This is a genomic window from Leclercia sp. AS011 (genome assembly GCF_037152535.1).
Classification (GTDB): Bacteria; Pseudomonadota; Gammaproteobacteria; order Enterobacterales; family Enterobacteriaceae; genus Enterobacter.
In genome coordinates this window covers 22,977-39,865 of the sequence record NZ_JBBCMA010000010.1, presented here as the reverse complement: position 1 = coordinate 39,865, position 16,889 = coordinate 22,977, and the positions used below count along the sequence as shown (strand labels likewise).

The window sequence follows — 16,889 nt, the reverse complement described above, 5'->3', positions numbered from 1 at the left end:
TTAACTTCATAGCGAGACCGTAACATGTGATAACACTTTTAAACATTCGTTAAGCCCCGCTAAAACATTGTCATTCCTGACCCTAACACTTTGAATGTGCTTACACATTCAGAGCCTGAGTCCGTTAGTGATTTTATTTATCTCTCCACGGGAGGGATAAATAAACTTACCCAAAATTTACTCCTGCCACCCCGGTAATAGTGGGCGAAAGGGTATTGTCATTAACGATTTAATAGGGAGCACATGAAGGCAATAACCAGAAAAAGCGTAATCCCGTCCGACCCGGCACATTCTTTTTGCACGCTTTTTAAACAGCAAAAGTGAATGATGATAGCGATTCAAGATTGAGGTAATTAATTATGGCCGAACAATATGATTTTACTGTCACGCTGCATGACCTCGCATTTATTCTCAAGCAGATCAAGATCTCCGAATCCGCCACCAATGCCGATGGCACCGTCAACGGTGACGCGTTGCGTGATGCGGTAGGTGACCCGCTGCTGCCGTACGGCATCCGTACCGTGGATGGTTCCTGGAACAACCTGTTACCGGGTCAGGAGCTGTACGGTGCCGCCGATCAGACCATGCCGAGACTGGTGCCGCTGGATCTGCAAGCCATTCAGAACAACCCAGAGCTGGCCAAATACCTGAGTATCTCCGGTCCTGGCGGCGTGGTGACCGATTCCGACCCGCGCACCATCAGTAATATTATCTCCGACCAGAGCAGCAATAATCCGGCAGCGGTGGAAGCAGCGGACGGCCTGAAAGACGCCCCCGGCGGCGGCACCAGCGAGAACGGCAGTCTGTCCATTCCCAACCTCTCCCCGGATATCGGTCTGTCGCCCGCCTTCAACGGCTGGATGACCTTCTTCGGCCAGTTCTTTGACCACGGTCTGGATCTGATCCCCAAAGAGGGCAACGGGATCGTCTTTATCCCGCTGATGCCGGACGATCCGCTGTACAAGGAGGGCTCCGCGACCAACTTCATGATCCTCACCCGGGCCAAAGTGGATGCCACCCACAACACCGTCAACACCACCACTCCGTGGATCGATCAGAACCAGACCTACACCTCCCATCCATCGCACCAGATCTTCCTGCGCGAATTCACCCTCATCGATGGCAAGCCCGAGCCGACCGGTAATCTGCTGGATGGCGCGCACGGGATCGCCACCTGGGGGGAGGTCAAAGCCCATGCCCTGCAGTTCCTCGGCATTCAGCTGACCGATGCGGATATTTTCAACGTGCCGCTGCTGGCGACCGACCGCTACGGCAACCTGATGTTGAGCGCCAACGGCAAGGTGCAGATTGTCACCCTCCACGGGCTGGTTGAAGCCAACGGCGGCTTGCTGCCATCTGACACCCTGCGCACCGGCCATGCTTTCCTCGATGATATCGCCCACACGGCGGTACCGAAATTTGACGCCAACGGCAACCTGCTGGCCGATAGCAATGATGCCATCGGCGGAGCGCCGGAAGCGGGCACCTACGATAACGAGCTGCTCGACCGCCACTTCATCACCGGCGACGGTCGTGGTAACGAGAACATCGGCTTAACCGCGGTGCACTCGGTGTTCCACGACGAACACAACCGTCTGGTGGAGCAGTACAAAGCCACCATTCTGGGCTCCGGCGATATTAGCCTCATCAACCAGTGGCTGATGCCGAACCACCAGATCACCGCGATCCCGGCGGATACCAGCACCCTGGTGTGGAACGGCGAATACCTGTTCCAGGCCGGGCGCTTCACCACCGAGATGGAGTACCAGCACCTGGTGTTTGAGGAGTTTGCCCGCGCCGTGCAGCCGGCGGTCGATCCGTTCGTCTTCTCGAACACCGCCGACATCAACCCGGCGATCTTCGCCGAGTTCGCCCACGTGGTGTACCGCTTCGGCCACTCGATGCTCACCGAGACCGTGGATCGCACCACCTTCGACATGCAGAGCGATGACCTGGGTCTGATTCAGGCCTTCCTCAACCCGCTGGCCTTCGATAACAACGGCTCATTGGACAACCAGGCGGCCATCGGGGCCATCGTGCGCGGCATGACCCGTCAGGTGGGGAACGAGATCGATGAGTTCCTGACCGGGGCGCTGCGCAATAACCTGGTCGGCCTGCCGCTGGATCTCGGCGCACTCAACATCGCCCGCGGCCGCGACACCTTTATGCCGACCCTCAATCAGGCCCGGGAGCAGTTCTTCAACCTCACCGGCAACAGTGAGCTGAAACCCTATGAGAGCTGGGCCGATTTCGCCGCGCATCTGAAAAATACCGCCTCGATCCTCAACTTTATGGCCGCCTACGGCCAGCATCAGCTGATCCTCAATGCCACCACCATTGCCGAAAAACGCGCGGCGGTTGAGTTCCTGCTGTTTGGCCCGGCCGACGATGCCACCCGCGCCGATGCCTTTGATTTCTTCAACAGCACCGGGGCCTGGGCGAGCAAAGAGTCCGGCCTCAATATGGTCGACTTCTGGATTGGCGGCCTGGCTGAACGGAAGATGGAGTTCGGCGGCATGCTCGGCTCCACCTTCAACTTCGTCTTTGAGACGCAGATGGAGATGTTGCAGGACGGGGACCGCTTCTACTACCTGAGCCGTACCCAGGGGCTGAACATGCTCAATCAGCTCGAGGCAAACTCCTTTGCCGCCCTGGTGATGCGTAACAGCGACCTCGGGGACGAAGGCTCTTCCCACGTCCACGCCAAACTGTTCATGACCCCGGACCATGTCCTGGAGGTCAACACCGGGGTGCAGATGGGGGCGGATCCAAAATGGGGTAACGCGCTGAAAGATCTGCTCACCCCGCTGGTGATACGCAAAGCGGCCACGGCGGATGTCAACGGCGACGGCAAGCTGGATGGCGCGTACCTGAAATACTCCGGTGATGGACACGTGGTGCTCGGCGGCTCTGCCGGGAACGACACCTTAATCGGCGGCAAAGGCATCGACAGCCTGTGGGGTGATGGCGGCAACGACCGTCTCGACGGCGGTGATGAAGCCGATACCGTCCACGGCGGCGATGGGGACGACATCATCACCGACACCGGCACGCCGGTGGGCGGGGCCGACTTCCTGCACGGTGATGCCGGGAACGACGTCATCTTCTCCGGGAACGGTAACGACCTGAGCTTCGGCGGCAGCGGCCAGGACTTTATTGTGGTGGGCGAGGATGCCCAGGAGGTGTTTGGCGGCCTGGACAACGACTTTATCCTCGGCGGCTCCGGCGGCGACGCGCTGATGGGCAACGAGGGTGATGACTGGATCGAGGGCGGCGACGGCTTTGACTCCCTGACGGGTGAAAACTCCGAGCTGTTCTTCAACAGCACCATCATCGGTCACGACGTGCTGAACGGTCAGGGGAACGACACCGACTACGACGGCGAAGCGGGCGATGACATTATGGTTCAGGGGGCCGGGATCCAGCGTAACAACGGGATGGCAGGCTTCGACTGGGCGATCCACAAGGGGGACGTTGTCGGGGCCAACTCCGACCTCGGCATCCCGATCTTCGTGAACCAGCAGGAGTTTATCCTGCGCGACCGCTTCGACCTCGTGGAAGGGCTGTCGGGCTGGAAATTTGACGACGTGCTCACCGGCACCGATCAACCTGTCGGGACTGCCCCGGTTCAGGGAACCCCGCTCTCCAACAACCTGACCCTCGACGGGGTGGCGCGGATCAACGGCCTCGATAAGGTGGTCGGCAGCACTCTGATCAACGGCGCCGTAGATGGCGTGGTGCTCAACCCGGATAACGGCGCGGATATTCTCCTCGGCGGCGGCGGCAGCGACCGCATCATGGGGAAAGCGGGCAATGACATCATCGATGGCGATGCCTGGCTGAACGTGCGCATTGAGGTCCGCGACGCCAACGGCGGAGTGATCAAGAGCGCCGACAGCATGAACGAGCTCAAAACTGAGATGCTGAATGGCACCCTTAATCCGGGCCAGCTGCATATCGTGCGTGAGATCCTCAATGACGGTAATAAAGGCGAAACCGACATCGCGCTCTACCGCGACGTTAACGGCAACTACAACTTTACCCGCAACGCCGACGGCAGCCTGACGGTTAACCACGCCACCGTCTCGGCCAACCTGCCGGTCGGGGACGGTACCGACCGCCTGCTGAACATCGAGAAGCTGGAATTTGGCGACAACACCCAGCTGTGGGTGACGGCGCAAAAGGCCACCGGCGACGTCAATATCAGCAACAAAGCGCCTGGGGTGGGCGATCTGCTGCGGGTCAACACCGCTAACCTGGCGGATGGCAACGGTCTGGCGAACAACCTGCCGATCACCTACACCTGGCAGGCGCTGATTGGCGGGGAGTGGCGCGATCAGGCCACCGGCAGCGAGTTCCGGGTGGGCAACAACCTGGCCGGCACGCAGCTGCGGGTCACCGCCAGCTTCAACGACCGGATGGGGGATGCGGAATCCCTGGTGTCGGCCATCACCAGCCCGGTCGGGCCACGGGATCAACCGACCCGGGGCGTGCCGGTGGTCAGCGACCTGACCCCAACCCGTACCCTGGCCCTGACGGCTGATGTCTCGGGCATTACCGACGGCGACGGCCTGACCAACGGCAACAACTTCCGCTACCAGTGGCAGATGAGTTCGGGTCTGGGCTTTATCAACATTGTCGGAGCCACGGCGGCCACCTTTACCCCGACGCAGGCGACGCTGGAGCGGCAGCTGCGAGTGATCGTCACCGTCACCGATGACGAGGGCAACCCGTCGGTGACCCTGACCTCGGCCCCGACCCAGCTGGTCGGCAACCTGTTGGTCGGCAACAACGGGGCGAACACCCTGTTCGGCACCGCCGGCAGCGACTACATCGACGGCGGCGCGGGTAACGATACCCTCTTCGGTCTGGCAGGTGACGACGTGCTGATCGGCGGGACGGGCAATGACGATCTGGACGGCGGCGCGGGTGCGGACCAGATGGCTGGCGGCATCGGCAACGACACCTATCACGTGGATGATGCAGGCGACGTTATCACCGAAGCCGTCAACGCCGGGACCGATCTGGTCGAGGTCACCGCCGCCAGCTACGTGATGGCCGACAACCTTGAAAACCTGACCTATACCGGAACCGGCAACTTCAACGGCACCGGCAACGCGCTGGCCAACACCATGACCGGCGGCAGAGGCAACGACACCCTCAACGGGATGGACGGGGACGATACCCTGTTCGGCCTGGCCGGGAACGACACTCTGATCGGCGGGAACGGTAACGACGGTCTGGACGGCGGCCAGGGTGCCGACACCATGACCGGCGGGCTGGGGAACGACACCTATCACGTGGATAACGTGGGCGATACGGTGGTGGAAGAGGTTAACGGCGGGACCGATACCGTCCGGGTCAGCCTCAACACCTATACCTTAAGCCAGGATGTCGAAGTGCTGACCTTTACCGGCAACGGCGGCTTCACCGGGACTGGTAACGCCCTGGCGAACACCCTCACCGGCGGCACGGGCGTGGATCGACTGAACGGCGCGGGCGGCAATGACACCCTCACCGGCGCGGGCGGCAACGACATCTTTATCTTCGGGGCCAGCTTCGGGCAGGACACCATTACCGACTTCGACAGTAACCCGGCCGGGGGTCAGGACCTCATCAACCTGGCAGGAAGGGGCATTACGGCCGCTAACTTCAACAGCAACATCACTTTGACCACCAGCGGGACGTCGACGGTTCTGAACTTCGTCAACGGCGACAAAATCACGTTACTGAATACGGCGGTCAGCTCGATTCAGTTAACCGATTTCCAGCTGGGTTAATTAACACGGTCACGCTTATTGAATAAGGAGCACCCTATGCCGCGCCAGTATAAGTCAACAGAACTGAAAAACGCCCTCAAGGGGACCAGGCCTGCCTTTATTACCCTGCTGTTTTTTGGCTGCGTGATAAATATGCTTATGCTGGCGCCGGCAATTTATATGCTACAGGTGTACGACCGGGTTCTTGCCAGTCAGAACACCACCACCCTGCTGATGCTCACCTTGCTGATCGTTGGGGTCTATATCGTCATCGGGATGATTGAGTTTGCCCGTTCCAGCGTCATGACCCGGCTGGGCAACCGCCTCGACGTGAAGCTCAATCAGCTGGTATTTAATGCCGCCTTTAAGCGCAAAATGGCGACCGGCGATAATAACCCGGCGCAGGCGCTGAACGAGCTGGCGCAGATCCGCCAGATCCTCGCTGGCAACAGTCTGTTCGCCCTGCTCGATATTCCCTGGACGCCCTTCTATTTACTGGTGGCGTTCCTGGTCCATCCCCTGCTGGGTTATCTGTCCCTCGGCGGGATCCTGATTTTACTCTGCCTGACGCTGCTCACGGAGCTCTCCACCAAAACGCCGATCCAGCAGGCGCAGATGCTGAGCGTCGGCAACGCCATCATCCTCAACAAGCAGCTGCAAAACTCCGACACCATCGAAGCGATGGGGATGCTTGCCACCCTGAAGAAACACTGGCTGGAGGGCCACACCAAAGTGATGGTGCTCCAGACCCACATTGCCGATAAGTCGGCGGTCTACAGCAGCCTGAGCCGCTTTGTCCGCGTCCTGCTGCAGTCCGTGTCGCTGGGGGCCGGTGCCCTGCTGGTGATCGCCGGGGAAATCACCCCCGGGCTGATGATTGCCGCGTCGATTATCCTCGGGCGCGTGCTGAGCCCGGTGGAGCAGATCATCGGCAGCTGGAAGCAGTTTGTGCAGTTCCGCAGCGCCTGGAAACAGCTCACCCGCCTGCTGGAGGAGTACCCGGCACCGCAAGCGATCCTCACCCTGCCGACCCCGAAAGGCGTCATCAGCGTCGAAGGGGTGTTTGCCGCCCCGCCGGGGCAGAAAGCCGCCACCCTGCGCAACGTCTCGTTCCAGCTCGAACAGGGCGAAGTGCTGGGGATCATCGGCCCTTCCGCCTCGGGCAAGAGTTCGCTGGCGAAGCTGCTGGTGGGGGTCTGGCAGCCGCTGGCCGGAAAAGTGCGGCTGGATGGGGCCGACATCTGCCAGTGGGATAAAACCCTGCTCGGCCCGTCGATGGGCTATCTGCCCCAGGACGTGGAGCTGTTTGACGGCAGCATCGCCCAGAACATTGCCCGCTTTGGTGAGGCTAACAGCGAGCTGATTGTTGCCGCGGCGCAGTTGGCCGGGGTTCACGAGATGATTTTACGTCTGCCCCAGGGCTACGACACTCCGCTCGGGGCCAGCGGCCATCAGCTCTCCGGCGGGCAGCGCCAGCGCATCGGCCTGGCGCGGGCGGTGTACAACAACCCGGCCTTTATCGTCCTTGATGAGCCCAACGCCAACCTCGACGACGCCGGGGAGATGGCGCTGATCAAGGCCATCAACGCCCTGCGCGCCCAAGGGCAGACGGTGGTGCTGATCTCCCATCGCCCGACCCTGCTGGGGGTGGTGAATAAAGTGCTGCTGATAAACGAAGGTGCCGTCCAGGCGTTCGGCCCGCGGGAGCAGGTGTTTGCCAACCTGCGCCAGGCCAACATGCTCAAACCGGTTCCCGTCGCACCCGCTGAATCACAACGTGAGGCCGTATCATGAACAATGCTGAAAAGGAGTCTGCTATGCCGGATACCAATATCTGGCCCCCGCTGATCCGCGGCCTGGCGGTGATCCTGATTGGTGTCGGGGGGTTTTTACTCTGGGCGATAAAAGCGCCGCTGGATGCCGGGGTGGTAGCCGACGGCACGGTAACGGTCTCCAGCAACCGCAAAACCATCCAGCACTTAAGCGGCGGACGGGTGACCGATATCTTTATGAAGGAGGGGGAAGCGGTGAAAAAGAACCAGGTGTTAATGCGCCTGGACACCCTGCAGCTGGACATGCGCTACAGCGCGTTAAGCGCCCAGTATATCTCCGCCAAAACCAGTGAAGACCGGCTACTGGCGGAACGAAACGGCGCGGCGTCCATCACCTTCAGCGACAGCCTGTTAAAAAACTTTGCTGGTAATAAACGCCTCGCCGAGAGCCAGCAGCTGCAGGCCAAACTCTTTGAGACCCGGCGGAAAAATATTCAGGATGAGCTGTCGATGATCGAGGAGTCCCTCGACGGCCTGGTCGGGCAGACGGAGAATCTCAATAAGATTAAGGGCTACCGCGAGCATCAGTTCACGCTGATCAACAGAGAGCTGGGGGCTATCCGGGCCCTGAGCGAGAAGAACTACTACCCCAAAGCCCAGCTGATGGTGCTGGAGCGCGAGGCGGCGGAGATCTCCAGCACCGTCTCAGAAGACATTCTCAACATCGCGAAGCTGAAGTCGCAGCAGAACGAACTGCGGATCAAAGCTTATCAGGTACAGCACCAGTACCAGCGGGAGGTGGAGTCTGAACTCACGGATAAGCAAAAAGAGGTGGCGATGCTGGAGGACGAACTCCAGTCAACCCGCCACGAGCTGGATAACACCCTGATCCGCTCGCCCATCGACGGCATTGTGCTGGACGTGAAAGTCAGCACCGTGGGCGGGGTGATCCAGCCGGGGGAACACCTGATGGATATCGTTGCCGCCGGACAGCCGCTGCAAATCGACGCCAAAATTCCGGTGCAGGCGATTGATAAAATGGCCCCGGGGCTGACCGTCGACGTGATGTTCCCGGCGCTGAACCACGCCCTGCTGCCGTCGGTGCCGGCCCGGGTGCTGACCGTCTCGGCGGACCGCCTCACCGATAAAGTAACCCAGCAGCCCTATTATCTGGCTGAAGTGCAGGTCTCCCCCGAAGGGGTACGCCTGCTGCGCCATCATAAGATCAAAGCCGGGATGCCCGCCAACGTGACCATTAAAACCGGGGAGCGCACCTTCCTGAGCTACCTGTTTAAACCGCTGCAGGCCCGCCTGGAGCTGGCGTTTAAAGAGATGTGAGGTGCGGCCTGCCTGCCCGGCGGCGCTTCGCTTGCCGGGCCTACCAAGTCAAAGACGGTTTTTGTAGGCCGGGTAAGGCGTAGCCGCCACCCGGCGTTGCAGTGCGGCTTTCTTACCCGTCGGTCTTACTCACAAAATAAATTGTTAGCTTGTGAACAGTGAATCTTCATCTTGTTTTTGCACAAACCACTGCCAGTGGGTAAGCAGAAAATCTTTATTAACGGGCTTCTTAAGTTTTTCGGATGTGATTTCAGTTAAATGAAATTCTGCCAAATCGCGGTCCTGTTGAAGGGATGCCTGACTGAAATGTAACGTCATCGTGTCAGGATTGATTGCACAATGGCCTTGATCAAAGAGGGCATGAATATCCCGTCGCAACAACAGGCCATTCGAAACGTCAGGAATGCCCTGATCACAATGTGGGATAATGTGTGCAGCTTCGGTACGCCATCGCAATGTAGCACCCGTTATTACACAGCGACCGTAACAATTTTCTCTGACTGCTTCCGAGAAGGGGGACTGGTCCGGACGTGTCCGGATAACTCTCTGCGAACCTTCACGGAAGGTCGCTGGAAATGCTTCCGATACCGGTTCGTCCATTTCAGGTTCCGAAGAGGACAGGACGGTGACATAGGTTCGTCCATGTCCGCTGTATTTACCACCATTGAAGGTTTGGGAATTGGTGTTTGTGACCCCCTGAAACTTTAGATCGTCAAACACAGCAATCTTCTTGTTCTTACCCTCAGGAGACTGAAGGTTAAGAAAACGCCCGGTATATATTTTGTAGGTCTTATCTGACTCTTTAACACGCAACACCACATGATCAAAATGCCGCTTCTGATCGATTATCCAGTAACCCGACCTACCGGTGCCTGCAGAAAGGTTTAATTCCAGTATTCCCTTTCCATCAGCATAATTTGTGCAAATAGAGAGTATCTCACCCGTTAAACCCAGTTCTTCAATAGAGGTAAAACGGGTCGGTGTAGCCGGTAACTCGTTCATGAATAAAGTATTTCCTGTTGTGGTGCGCCGAGCCAGCGATTAAATAACCCTGCTTGTCGGACGAAATAATGTTTAAGCCAGAACTGTATCAATCTAAAAATATAAAATACAAATAATTCATATAGTTGAATGTTAAAGTGTGAGAAGTATCTTTTTATGGGTTAAATGTTTGATGCCCTCCCCATCCTCTACTTCAAGGCAGAGGGGGTTGTTCGCACACATCACACCACCTCCACCACCCTAAACTCTTCGGCCACCAGCTCCATATCCTCTGCGAACACCCCTTCGCGGGTGAAAAACGCCTGATGTTCCGCGCGCCAGTACGCCAGGCTCAAATCCCCTTCCCCCTCTTTACGGGCAAAGGTTTCCGTCACTTCGGAGAAGCGCACCAGGCGCAGAGAGACCATTCTGATAACGCAGACCGGCGCGCCCTGGCCGTTAAGAATAATATGGTAACTCCCTGGCCCGGGGGCGGCGTCATCGGTATTAAACGAGGCCAGCGAGCAGCAGGAGGCGGTCTTGATCCCTTTCACCACCAGGTCCGCCAGTTCGTCGGCCATCTCAGGACTATCGCCGAAGGCCCATGCCCACGCGCCCGGGTATTTCCGTTTTAAATCCGCGATCAAATCCATCGTAAAACCCTTTTAGATCAAATTTTAATGGCTCACTGTAGCACGATTTCATCGCCCTGCTTGCCGACGCGCCCGGGTCTTTCTACGCTTATCTCACGCAGGGCCCTACCCCGAATAAACCTGCTCTATGAAAGGAAGACCTTATGCTGCGCCTTCTTCTCCTGCTGGCGGTCACGCTTGTTTGCCCGTCGCTTTTTGCGGCACCGGTCGCCTATACCATCGACACGGACAAAACCGCCATCAAGCTGTCGTGGCGTGCCTTTGGCGGCATTCCGTCATGGGCCAATCTGAAAGGGGTGACGGGTAAAGTCACGCTAAACCCGGATAATGAATTTGACGACCGCATCAACGTCACCGTTCCGGTGGCGACGTTGCAGGCCTCCAACAACCTGCTCACCTGGCAGCTGAAGAGCAATATGTTTTTTGATGCCGCCCGCTACCCGACCATCACCTTTGCCAGCACCCGGGTGGTCAAGCTCGGCCCGGATCACTACCGCGCTTTTGGCTCCCTCACCGTCCGGGAGCTCAGCCGTCCGGTGATCCTCGATGCCCGGCTCGATCGCCTGTCGGGAGAGGCGATCGCTCTGCATGCCACCACCGCCATCTCACGATCGGCCTATAAAATGGATCGCTTTGCGCTGGTGGTGGACGATCGGATCGCCATTGCCATTGAGATCCAGGCAAAGCCCGCCGCGCTATGACAGCGCGGCCTGTAGCTGGCGGGCCGCTTCCTCTAACTGTTTAACAGGCGTGCGGCCAATCAGGGCAAACTGATACCCCCGGTCGTGCCACCAGGCGATATGCATCCCGTAACGCTGTTCGGTGGCTATCGCGGTTGACCGCCCCTGCCCGTGAGCCGAGATGCACAGCGCCAGCGGGCCATAGTCGGCCTGGTTCCAGGCAATCTGGCCGATGGCGGTATGTTCATAGCGCAGAATGCGCACCATCTTCAGCTCGCTATTGTGCAGCGCCAGCTGCTGCGCGTGCAGCTGCAACCCCACATCCCGGGCGATGCGGGCCAGGCCGCGGCGCAGCATCGGGGGCGAGCTGTCGGCGTCGAGCAGCGTCTCGGCGCTGTAGAGCGACATGTAGTGCGCCTCCAGATCGCGGATGCTGGCGTTCTCATCGCGCGCCTCCGGCCCTTCGCCTGATAACGTGCGCGCCAGATAGCCCGCGCCCGTGCCGATCAGCAGAAAACAGACCGAGGCGGCAATCAGCGCCCGACGGCTGACCCCCGTGCGTGGCGACGCGTTTTCCCTGAGATGGGCCGCCAGCCGGGCCTGCATCCGCGCTGCGGGGGCCTCGTCCAGTAGAGGGGAAAAGGCCGCGTGATAATCCTGGTTACTCTTCATCAGTTCGGCGGTACGTCCGGCGAGCTGGTCGTCGCTGCGCAGCAGGCGGGCAAACTGCCCGGCATCGCTCTCCTCCATCTCGCCATCCAGCCAGGCCACGATAGCCTCATCGTCATAGGGGGGCGTAAAACGGATCCTTTTCACCAGCGTTTCTCCTTTGCAGCAGGCGGGACAGGCGCTGTTTTGGCCAGCGTCGCCCGGGCGGTGGCCAGCCGGCTCATGATGGTGCCAATCGGCACCGATAAGGTGTCCGCCGCCTCCTGATAGCTGAAGCCTTCGACGTAGACCAGAAACAGCGTATTGCGCTGCGCTTCCGGCAGAGCGTTAACCCGCCGCATGATCTGCTGATAACGCTGCCGATCCTCGTCCTGCTCGTGCGTGTCGGGGGCCAGCAGATCCTCGGTATCGACAAAGCCCTGCCCCATCCGCACCCGGCGGGCGCGCAGATCGGAGATCCAGATCGAATGGAGGATCGAAAACAGCCACCTGTCGATGCGCGTACCCGGCGCAAACTGCGCGCTCTTTTCCAGGGCACGCACACAGGTCGCCTGCACCAGCTCCTCAGCCATATCCCGGTTGCGCGACAGCACCAGGCCGTAACGCCAGAGGCGATTGAGATGGACAGCAAGCTGCTGGCGAACGTCACTGTTAGTGATTTTTCGATCCTCGCGCCCGGTTTCAGGATTCAGGGTGCCCGTTAATGGCCGCCTGCAAATCGCGGTACTCTTCACAGTCCTGGCCGCAGATGGCGGCGATGGCTTTCAGCTGCTCCCCGGCGAGATCGGGACGCCCTTTCACCATCCAGGCTTCGCCCAGGTATTCCCGCGCTTTGGCGTAGTTCGGGGCCAGCGCCAGCGACCGCTGATAGTAGCCAATCCCCTCGTCGGTGCGCCCCAGCTTGCGGGTGGCATAGCCGCGATAGTTCCAGGCCTCCGCGGTGTTGCTCTCTTTCAGGCTGTCGAGCAGGTTCAGCGCCGCCTGATACTCCCCTTTTTTCGCCAGGTGATAGGCATAATTCGTTTTATCCCGATCGCTGAGGCTGCCGGACTTATCCGGCACGCATTTTTTGCTCACGCTGTCATACACCTGCCCTTTCGGGCAGTCCGGGGTGGTCTTGTCGGTATTATTATCGCCCATCGCCAGGGCCAGAGGTGCCTGGACGAGAACGATCAGCATGAAACAGGCAGAAGTGAGTTTACGCATGGTGGTGACTCCGGTTAGCTTCACAGGGAACTTCCAACCGATAAACGCGCAAAACCTCGACTTTATTCGATAATATTTATTAATAATTGCCCCGGATACCTTCGCGATTATGTTCTATACTGCGCTCCGAAAAATAATACTCACGACGAAAATAAGACTTATGTCGTAGAGCTATTAACTCATGCCCTAATTATAAAAGTCTAAAATCATACTTTTGTATTATTATCATTCCGGGCAATCCGACTAATAGCTTCACCGGCAGAGATTGCAATCTCGCTACTGATAAAATACGGGTAATTATTAAGGGCCCATCGTTAATGAAATAAACTGATGCATTTATAATGCGAAATTGTGATCGACCTCAATTTCAACGGCCTTCACTCTTCCTGATAAAAACAACAAAACCCTTGCAACACAACAACTAACAAAAAACACCCATTACAACTTTCTTTTTATCAGACTACACCAGACGTTATCAATCGTCAGAATTTATTTCGCCGCTTCGTTATTTGCGCTTTTAGTGCTTTCTGACTATATCATTTTTAATCTCTAATGAGACGATCGCACTATTAATAACAGGGATGGCAAACATCACGCCTGGCATGAGCCGCTTTAAAAACATTACAGCAGGTCACTATTTCTGACAAAGAGTGTCTCTTTTGGGACGCTTAAACTCTGCTGAGCATAAATGAATTTAAACACACAGCCTTTCTTTCACTCTGTTGGGAGTCATACACATGAGTAAATTCACTGTCATCTCCAGACTGACGCATCAGGAAACGGTAGCAGAAGGAAACCAGATAATACTGGGCGAAGATTCCGTGGTGAAGCTTCAGGCCGGCAGAGGTGATATCGCCAGCTATTACCGCACCAATAACGATCTGCTCGTCAGAATGACCAACGGCGAAACCGTGACGCTAAAAAACTACTTCGTCAACAACCACCAGCTGGTGCTGGATGAAAACGGAGCCCTGTGGTGGATCGACGATCCGCTGGCGGTAGAGCGTTACCAGTCGATCCCCTCCACCGATGCCCTGATTGCCGGTAACGTCAATAACTCCTCCGGGGATACCCCGATCTGGCCGTGGGTGCTGGGCGGCGTGGCGGCGGCAGGGGGGATTGCGCTGGCAGCCGGTGGTGGTGGTGGTGGTGGCGGTGGCGGCAGTAAGCGGATCGATCCGGGCCCGGTGCCACTCGATACCACACCGCCTGACGCGCCCACTAACCTGCACTTCGCCAACGGTAACACCCAGCTGCTCGGCAATGCCGAAGCCAACAGCACCGTCACCATCACCGATGCCGACGGCAATGTGGTGGGCAAAGCGAAAACCAACGGCAACGGCGAATTTACCGTCGAGCTGGGCGTTCCCTATACCAACGGCGAGACCCTGACGGCTATCGCCACCGACGGCTCCGGTAACGTCAGCCCGTCAACCAACATTACCGCCGAAGATACCACCCCGCCTGAAGCGCCGATGATTATCCTCGCGGACGATGCGGTGGGCAGCCTGACCGGCGCGCTTAACAGCGATGATACCACCGACGATCCCCGCCCTGTCTTCAGCGGCAGCGGCGAGGCCGGAACCACCCTCACTATTTACGACAATGGCAAGTCTATCGGCAGCACGGTGGTGAACAGCGACGGCAGCTGGAGCTTCACCCCCGCCAACAATCTTGCAGATGGCTACCATCAGTTTATCGCGGTCTCCACCGATGCTGCGGGCAACGTCAGCCCGGACTCGGAGGAGTTCAACCTTACCATCGATACCGTTGCGCCAAATGCGCCGGTGCTGGAAGTGACCGACGACGAGGGGACGCTTCAGGGTCTGCTCACCAGCGGCGGGTTCACCGATGACAACCAGCCTGAGCTGGGCGGTTTGGGCGATCCGGGCAGCATCATCGCCATCTACGACAATGGCCTGCTGGTGGCAGAGGTGGTCGTCGAGGACGATGGCTCCTGGAGCTATACCCCACCTACGGCCATGGAGGATGGGCTGCACAGCATCACCCTGACGGAAACCGATGTGGCGGGGAACCTGAGCGCCACCTCCGCGCCGTTTGAATTTACCATCGACCGTACCCCGCCGGTTGCGCCGACCGGACTGGTGCTCAATACCGAAGGGACGATCCTCACCGGTACGGCAGAAGCCAACTCCACGGTCACGGTGAGTAACGATCTGGGCGACATCTTAGGCACGGCAACCGCGGATGCCAACGGGGCATTTTCAGTGACCCTGAGCGAGGCTCAGCTCAACGGCGAGACGCTGAGCACAGCGGCCACCGACCGGGCGGGTAATGAAGGGCCAGCAGCGGACCTGGTTGCCCGGGACGTTACCGCCCCGGCAGCGCCGACCGCCCTCGTGGTGGCGGCGACGGGCGACAGCGTAAGCGGGGAAGCCGAAGCCGGGGCGCGTATCTCGATACTTAACGCCGCGGGGACGGCGCTGGGCTCCGGTGAAGTCGGCCTCGACGGCAAGTTCACCGTCAACATCTCCCCTAACCAGCTCAACGGTGAAGTGCTGACGGTGTACGCTTACGACACCGCAGATAACAAAAGCGATCCTGGCCAGGCTACCGCCACGGATTCCACACCACCAGCGGCCCCTGCGGAACTGGATGTCTCCACCGATGGGCTGGCGCTCACGGGCATTGCAGAAGTGGGCAGCACCGTGGTGATTATGGAAGGCACCACAAAGCTCGGCGAAGTGGTGGTGGGCGATACCGGCAACTTCACCTTCACTCTGCCTGGTGCCAAACTGAACGGTGAGATTATGAGTCTTACCGCCACCGACCACGCGGGCAATACCAGCGATGTCAGTAAGGTAGAAGCGGATGATATTACCCCTCCGGCCAAACCGATCATTACCGACGTGGCGGATGACGTCCCCGCCACTATCGGTACCATCATTAGCGGGGCAACAACCGACGACCGTACCCCGCTGATCTCCGGCACCGGCGAACTCGACACGACCATTTTTATCTACAGCGAAAGGATTCAGATCGGTATGACCCAGGTCGACTCTACAGGTCACTGGTCGTTCCAGGTCCCGGCCAGTCTCACGAACGGGGCTCACTCTCTGACGGCAGACGCCGTTGACCGTCGCGGCAACCACAGCGAGAGCTCCGATATCTGGTCGATTAACGTCGATCCGGCGGCACCGAACCCGCCGACCGCGACGGCAACGACTGCGGCCTTCGCCCTCAGCGAGGAGCCCGCGGCCAACACCCTGATCTACAACGTGCTCAGTGACACCGGGGGCGACCACGTCAGCAACTTCTCGCTGGCGGCTGGGGATAAAATCGACATCAGCGAGCTGCTGGTCGGCTGGAACGGGGATCGCGCCACGCTGGGGGATTATGTCCAGGTCAGCAACAGCGAGGGCAACACCCTGATCAGCATCGACCGGGACGGCACCGGCACCGGTTACGCCCCCGCGACTCTGGTGACCCTGGATAATGTCCAGACCACCTACGAGGAGCTGGTAAACCAGAACCACATCATCACCGGTTAGCCACGAACGGCCTTTGACCTTGTAGGCCCGGCAAGCGTAGCGCCGCCGGGCACTCCTGCAACATCGCCGGGTGGCGGTTACGCCTTACCCGGCCTACACATTCAAAATACCCTCAGGCAAATAACCCCAAACTTAATGACATTATTATTGTGACATTCCGCGCATAATATTTTTCTACCAAATACCGTTATTGCCTTAACTTAAACCATGCACTAAATAGCAGGGCATCTTAATAATGCAACCACAATCAAGGAATATTAAAAAATACGCTAAAATATATCATATTCAATATCTAATTAACTCCAGCTTAATTATTTGC

At 58.4% G+C, this 16,889-nt stretch carries 10 protein-coding genes; 5 read left to right on the top strand and 5 right to left on the bottom strand.

Annotation, left to right across the window (positions count from 1 at the left end; all coding sequences use genetic code 11):
• Positions 1 to 359: 359 nt before the first annotated feature.
• Genes WFO70_RS21655 through WFO70_RS21645 form a run of 3 tightly spaced genes read left to right on the top strand, consistent with a single transcriptional unit; the run spans position 360 to position 8,869 of the window.
• Positions 360 to 5,780: a peroxidase family protein gene (locus tag WFO70_RS21655; protein ID WP_337019247.1), complete on the top strand. Its 5,421-nt coding sequence runs from the start codon at positions 360 to 362 to the stop codon at positions 5,778 to 5,780.
• Between the two features lie 36 nt (positions 5,781 to 5,816).
• Positions 5,817 to 7,553, top strand: coding sequence for a type I secretion system permease/ATPase (locus WFO70_RS21650; protein WP_337019245.1), 1,737 nt, complete (start codon positions 5,817 to 5,819; stop codon positions 7,551 to 7,553).
• Positions 7,554 to 7,576: 23 nt separating this feature from the next.
• The gene (locus WFO70_RS21645) at positions 7,577 to 8,869 is read left to right on the top strand and encodes an HlyD family type I secretion periplasmic adaptor subunit (RefSeq protein ID WP_337019243.1); all 1,293 of its coding nucleotides are present in this window, start codon (positions 7,577 to 7,579) and stop codon (positions 8,867 to 8,869) included.
• A 144-nt stretch (positions 8,870 to 9,013) separates the two neighbouring features.
• Here the strand turns inward: WFO70_RS21645 and WFO70_RS21640 are convergent, their stop codons facing one another.
• Positions 9,014 to 9,871 carry an HNH endonuclease signature motif containing protein gene (locus tag WFO70_RS21640; protein WP_337019241.1) on the bottom strand — a complete coding sequence of 286 codons (858 nt, stop codon included), beginning with the start codon at positions 9,869 to 9,871 and terminating at the stop codon, positions 9,014 to 9,016.
• A gap of 221 nt (positions 9,872 to 10,092) precedes the next feature.
• Positions 10,093 to 10,503, bottom strand: coding sequence for an ASCH domain-containing protein (locus tag WFO70_RS21635; RefSeq protein ID WP_337019239.1), 411 nt, complete (start codon positions 10,501 to 10,503; stop codon positions 10,093 to 10,095).
• A gap of 143 nt (positions 10,504 to 10,646) precedes the next feature.
• On the opposite strand from WFO70_RS21635, the gene WFO70_RS21630 reads away from it, so the two are divergent.
• Positions 10,647 to 11,204 (top strand): YceI family protein, encoded by a 558-nt coding sequence (locus tag WFO70_RS21630; protein WP_337019236.1) that lies wholly within the window; start codon positions 10,647 to 10,649, stop codon positions 11,202 to 11,204.
• Here WFO70_RS21630 and WFO70_RS21625 read toward each other — a convergent pair.
• The 3 genes from WFO70_RS21625 to WFO70_RS21615 are packed head-to-tail and all read right to left on the bottom strand — an operon-like array spanning position 11,199 to position 13,058.
• Positions 11,199 to 11,999: an anti-sigma factor family protein gene (locus WFO70_RS21625; RefSeq protein WP_337019234.1), complete on the bottom strand. Its 801-nt coding sequence runs from the start codon at positions 11,997 to 11,999 to the stop codon at positions 11,199 to 11,201. The two genes, WFO70_RS21630 and WFO70_RS21625, sit on opposite strands and share 6 nt — an antisense overlap.
• A complete protein-coding gene (locus WFO70_RS21620) occupies positions 11,996 to 12,571 on the bottom strand; it encodes a sigma-70 family RNA polymerase sigma factor (protein ID WP_442913413.1) in 576 nt (191 codons plus the stop codon). The genes WFO70_RS21625 and WFO70_RS21620 overlap by 4 nt, the downstream gene beginning before the upstream one ends.
• Complete coding sequence (locus WFO70_RS21615) at positions 12,534 to 13,058, bottom strand: tetratricopeptide repeat protein (RefSeq protein ID WP_442913412.1); 525 nt, start codon at positions 13,056 to 13,058, stop codon at positions 12,534 to 12,536. The genes WFO70_RS21620 and WFO70_RS21615 overlap by 38 nt, the downstream gene beginning before the upstream one ends.
• 737 nt (positions 13,059 to 13,795) lie before the next feature.
• Between WFO70_RS21615 and WFO70_RS21610 the strand changes: the two genes are divergently transcribed.
• The gene (locus tag WFO70_RS21610) at positions 13,796 to 16,570 is read left to right on the top strand and encodes an Ig-like domain-containing protein (RefSeq protein WP_337019232.1); all 2,775 of its coding nucleotides are present in this window, start codon (positions 13,796 to 13,798) and stop codon (positions 16,568 to 16,570) included.
• Positions 16,571 to 16,889: the final 319 nt, after the last annotated feature.

Coding starts and splice junctions, on each gene's coding strand:
- WFO70_RS21655 (WP_337019247.1), top strand. CDS start 360: ATGGCCGAACAATATGATTTTACTGTCACGCTGCATGACCTCGCATTT.
- WFO70_RS21650 (WP_337019245.1), top strand. CDS start 5,817: ATGCCGCGCCAGTATAAGTCAACAGAACTGAAAAACGCCCTCAAGGGG.
- WFO70_RS21645 (WP_337019243.1), top strand. CDS start 7,577: ATGCCGGATACCAATATCTGGCCCCCGCTGATCCGCGGCCTGGCGGTG.
- WFO70_RS21640 (WP_337019241.1), bottom strand. CDS start 9,871: ATGAACGAGTTACCGGCTACACCGACCCGTTTTACCTCTATTGAAGAA.
- WFO70_RS21635 (WP_337019239.1), bottom strand. CDS start 10,503: ATGGATTTGATCGCGGATTTAAAACGGAAATACCCGGGCGCGTGGGCA.
- WFO70_RS21630 (WP_337019236.1), top strand. CDS start 10,647: ATGCTGCGCCTTCTTCTCCTGCTGGCGGTCACGCTTGTTTGCCCGTCG.
- WFO70_RS21615 (WP_442913412.1), bottom strand. CDS start 13,058: ATGCGTAAACTCACTTCTGCCTGTTTCATGCTGATCGTTCTCGTCCAG.
- WFO70_RS21610 (WP_337019232.1), top strand. CDS start 13,796: ATGAGTAAATTCACTGTCATCTCCAGACTGACGCATCAGGAAACGGTA.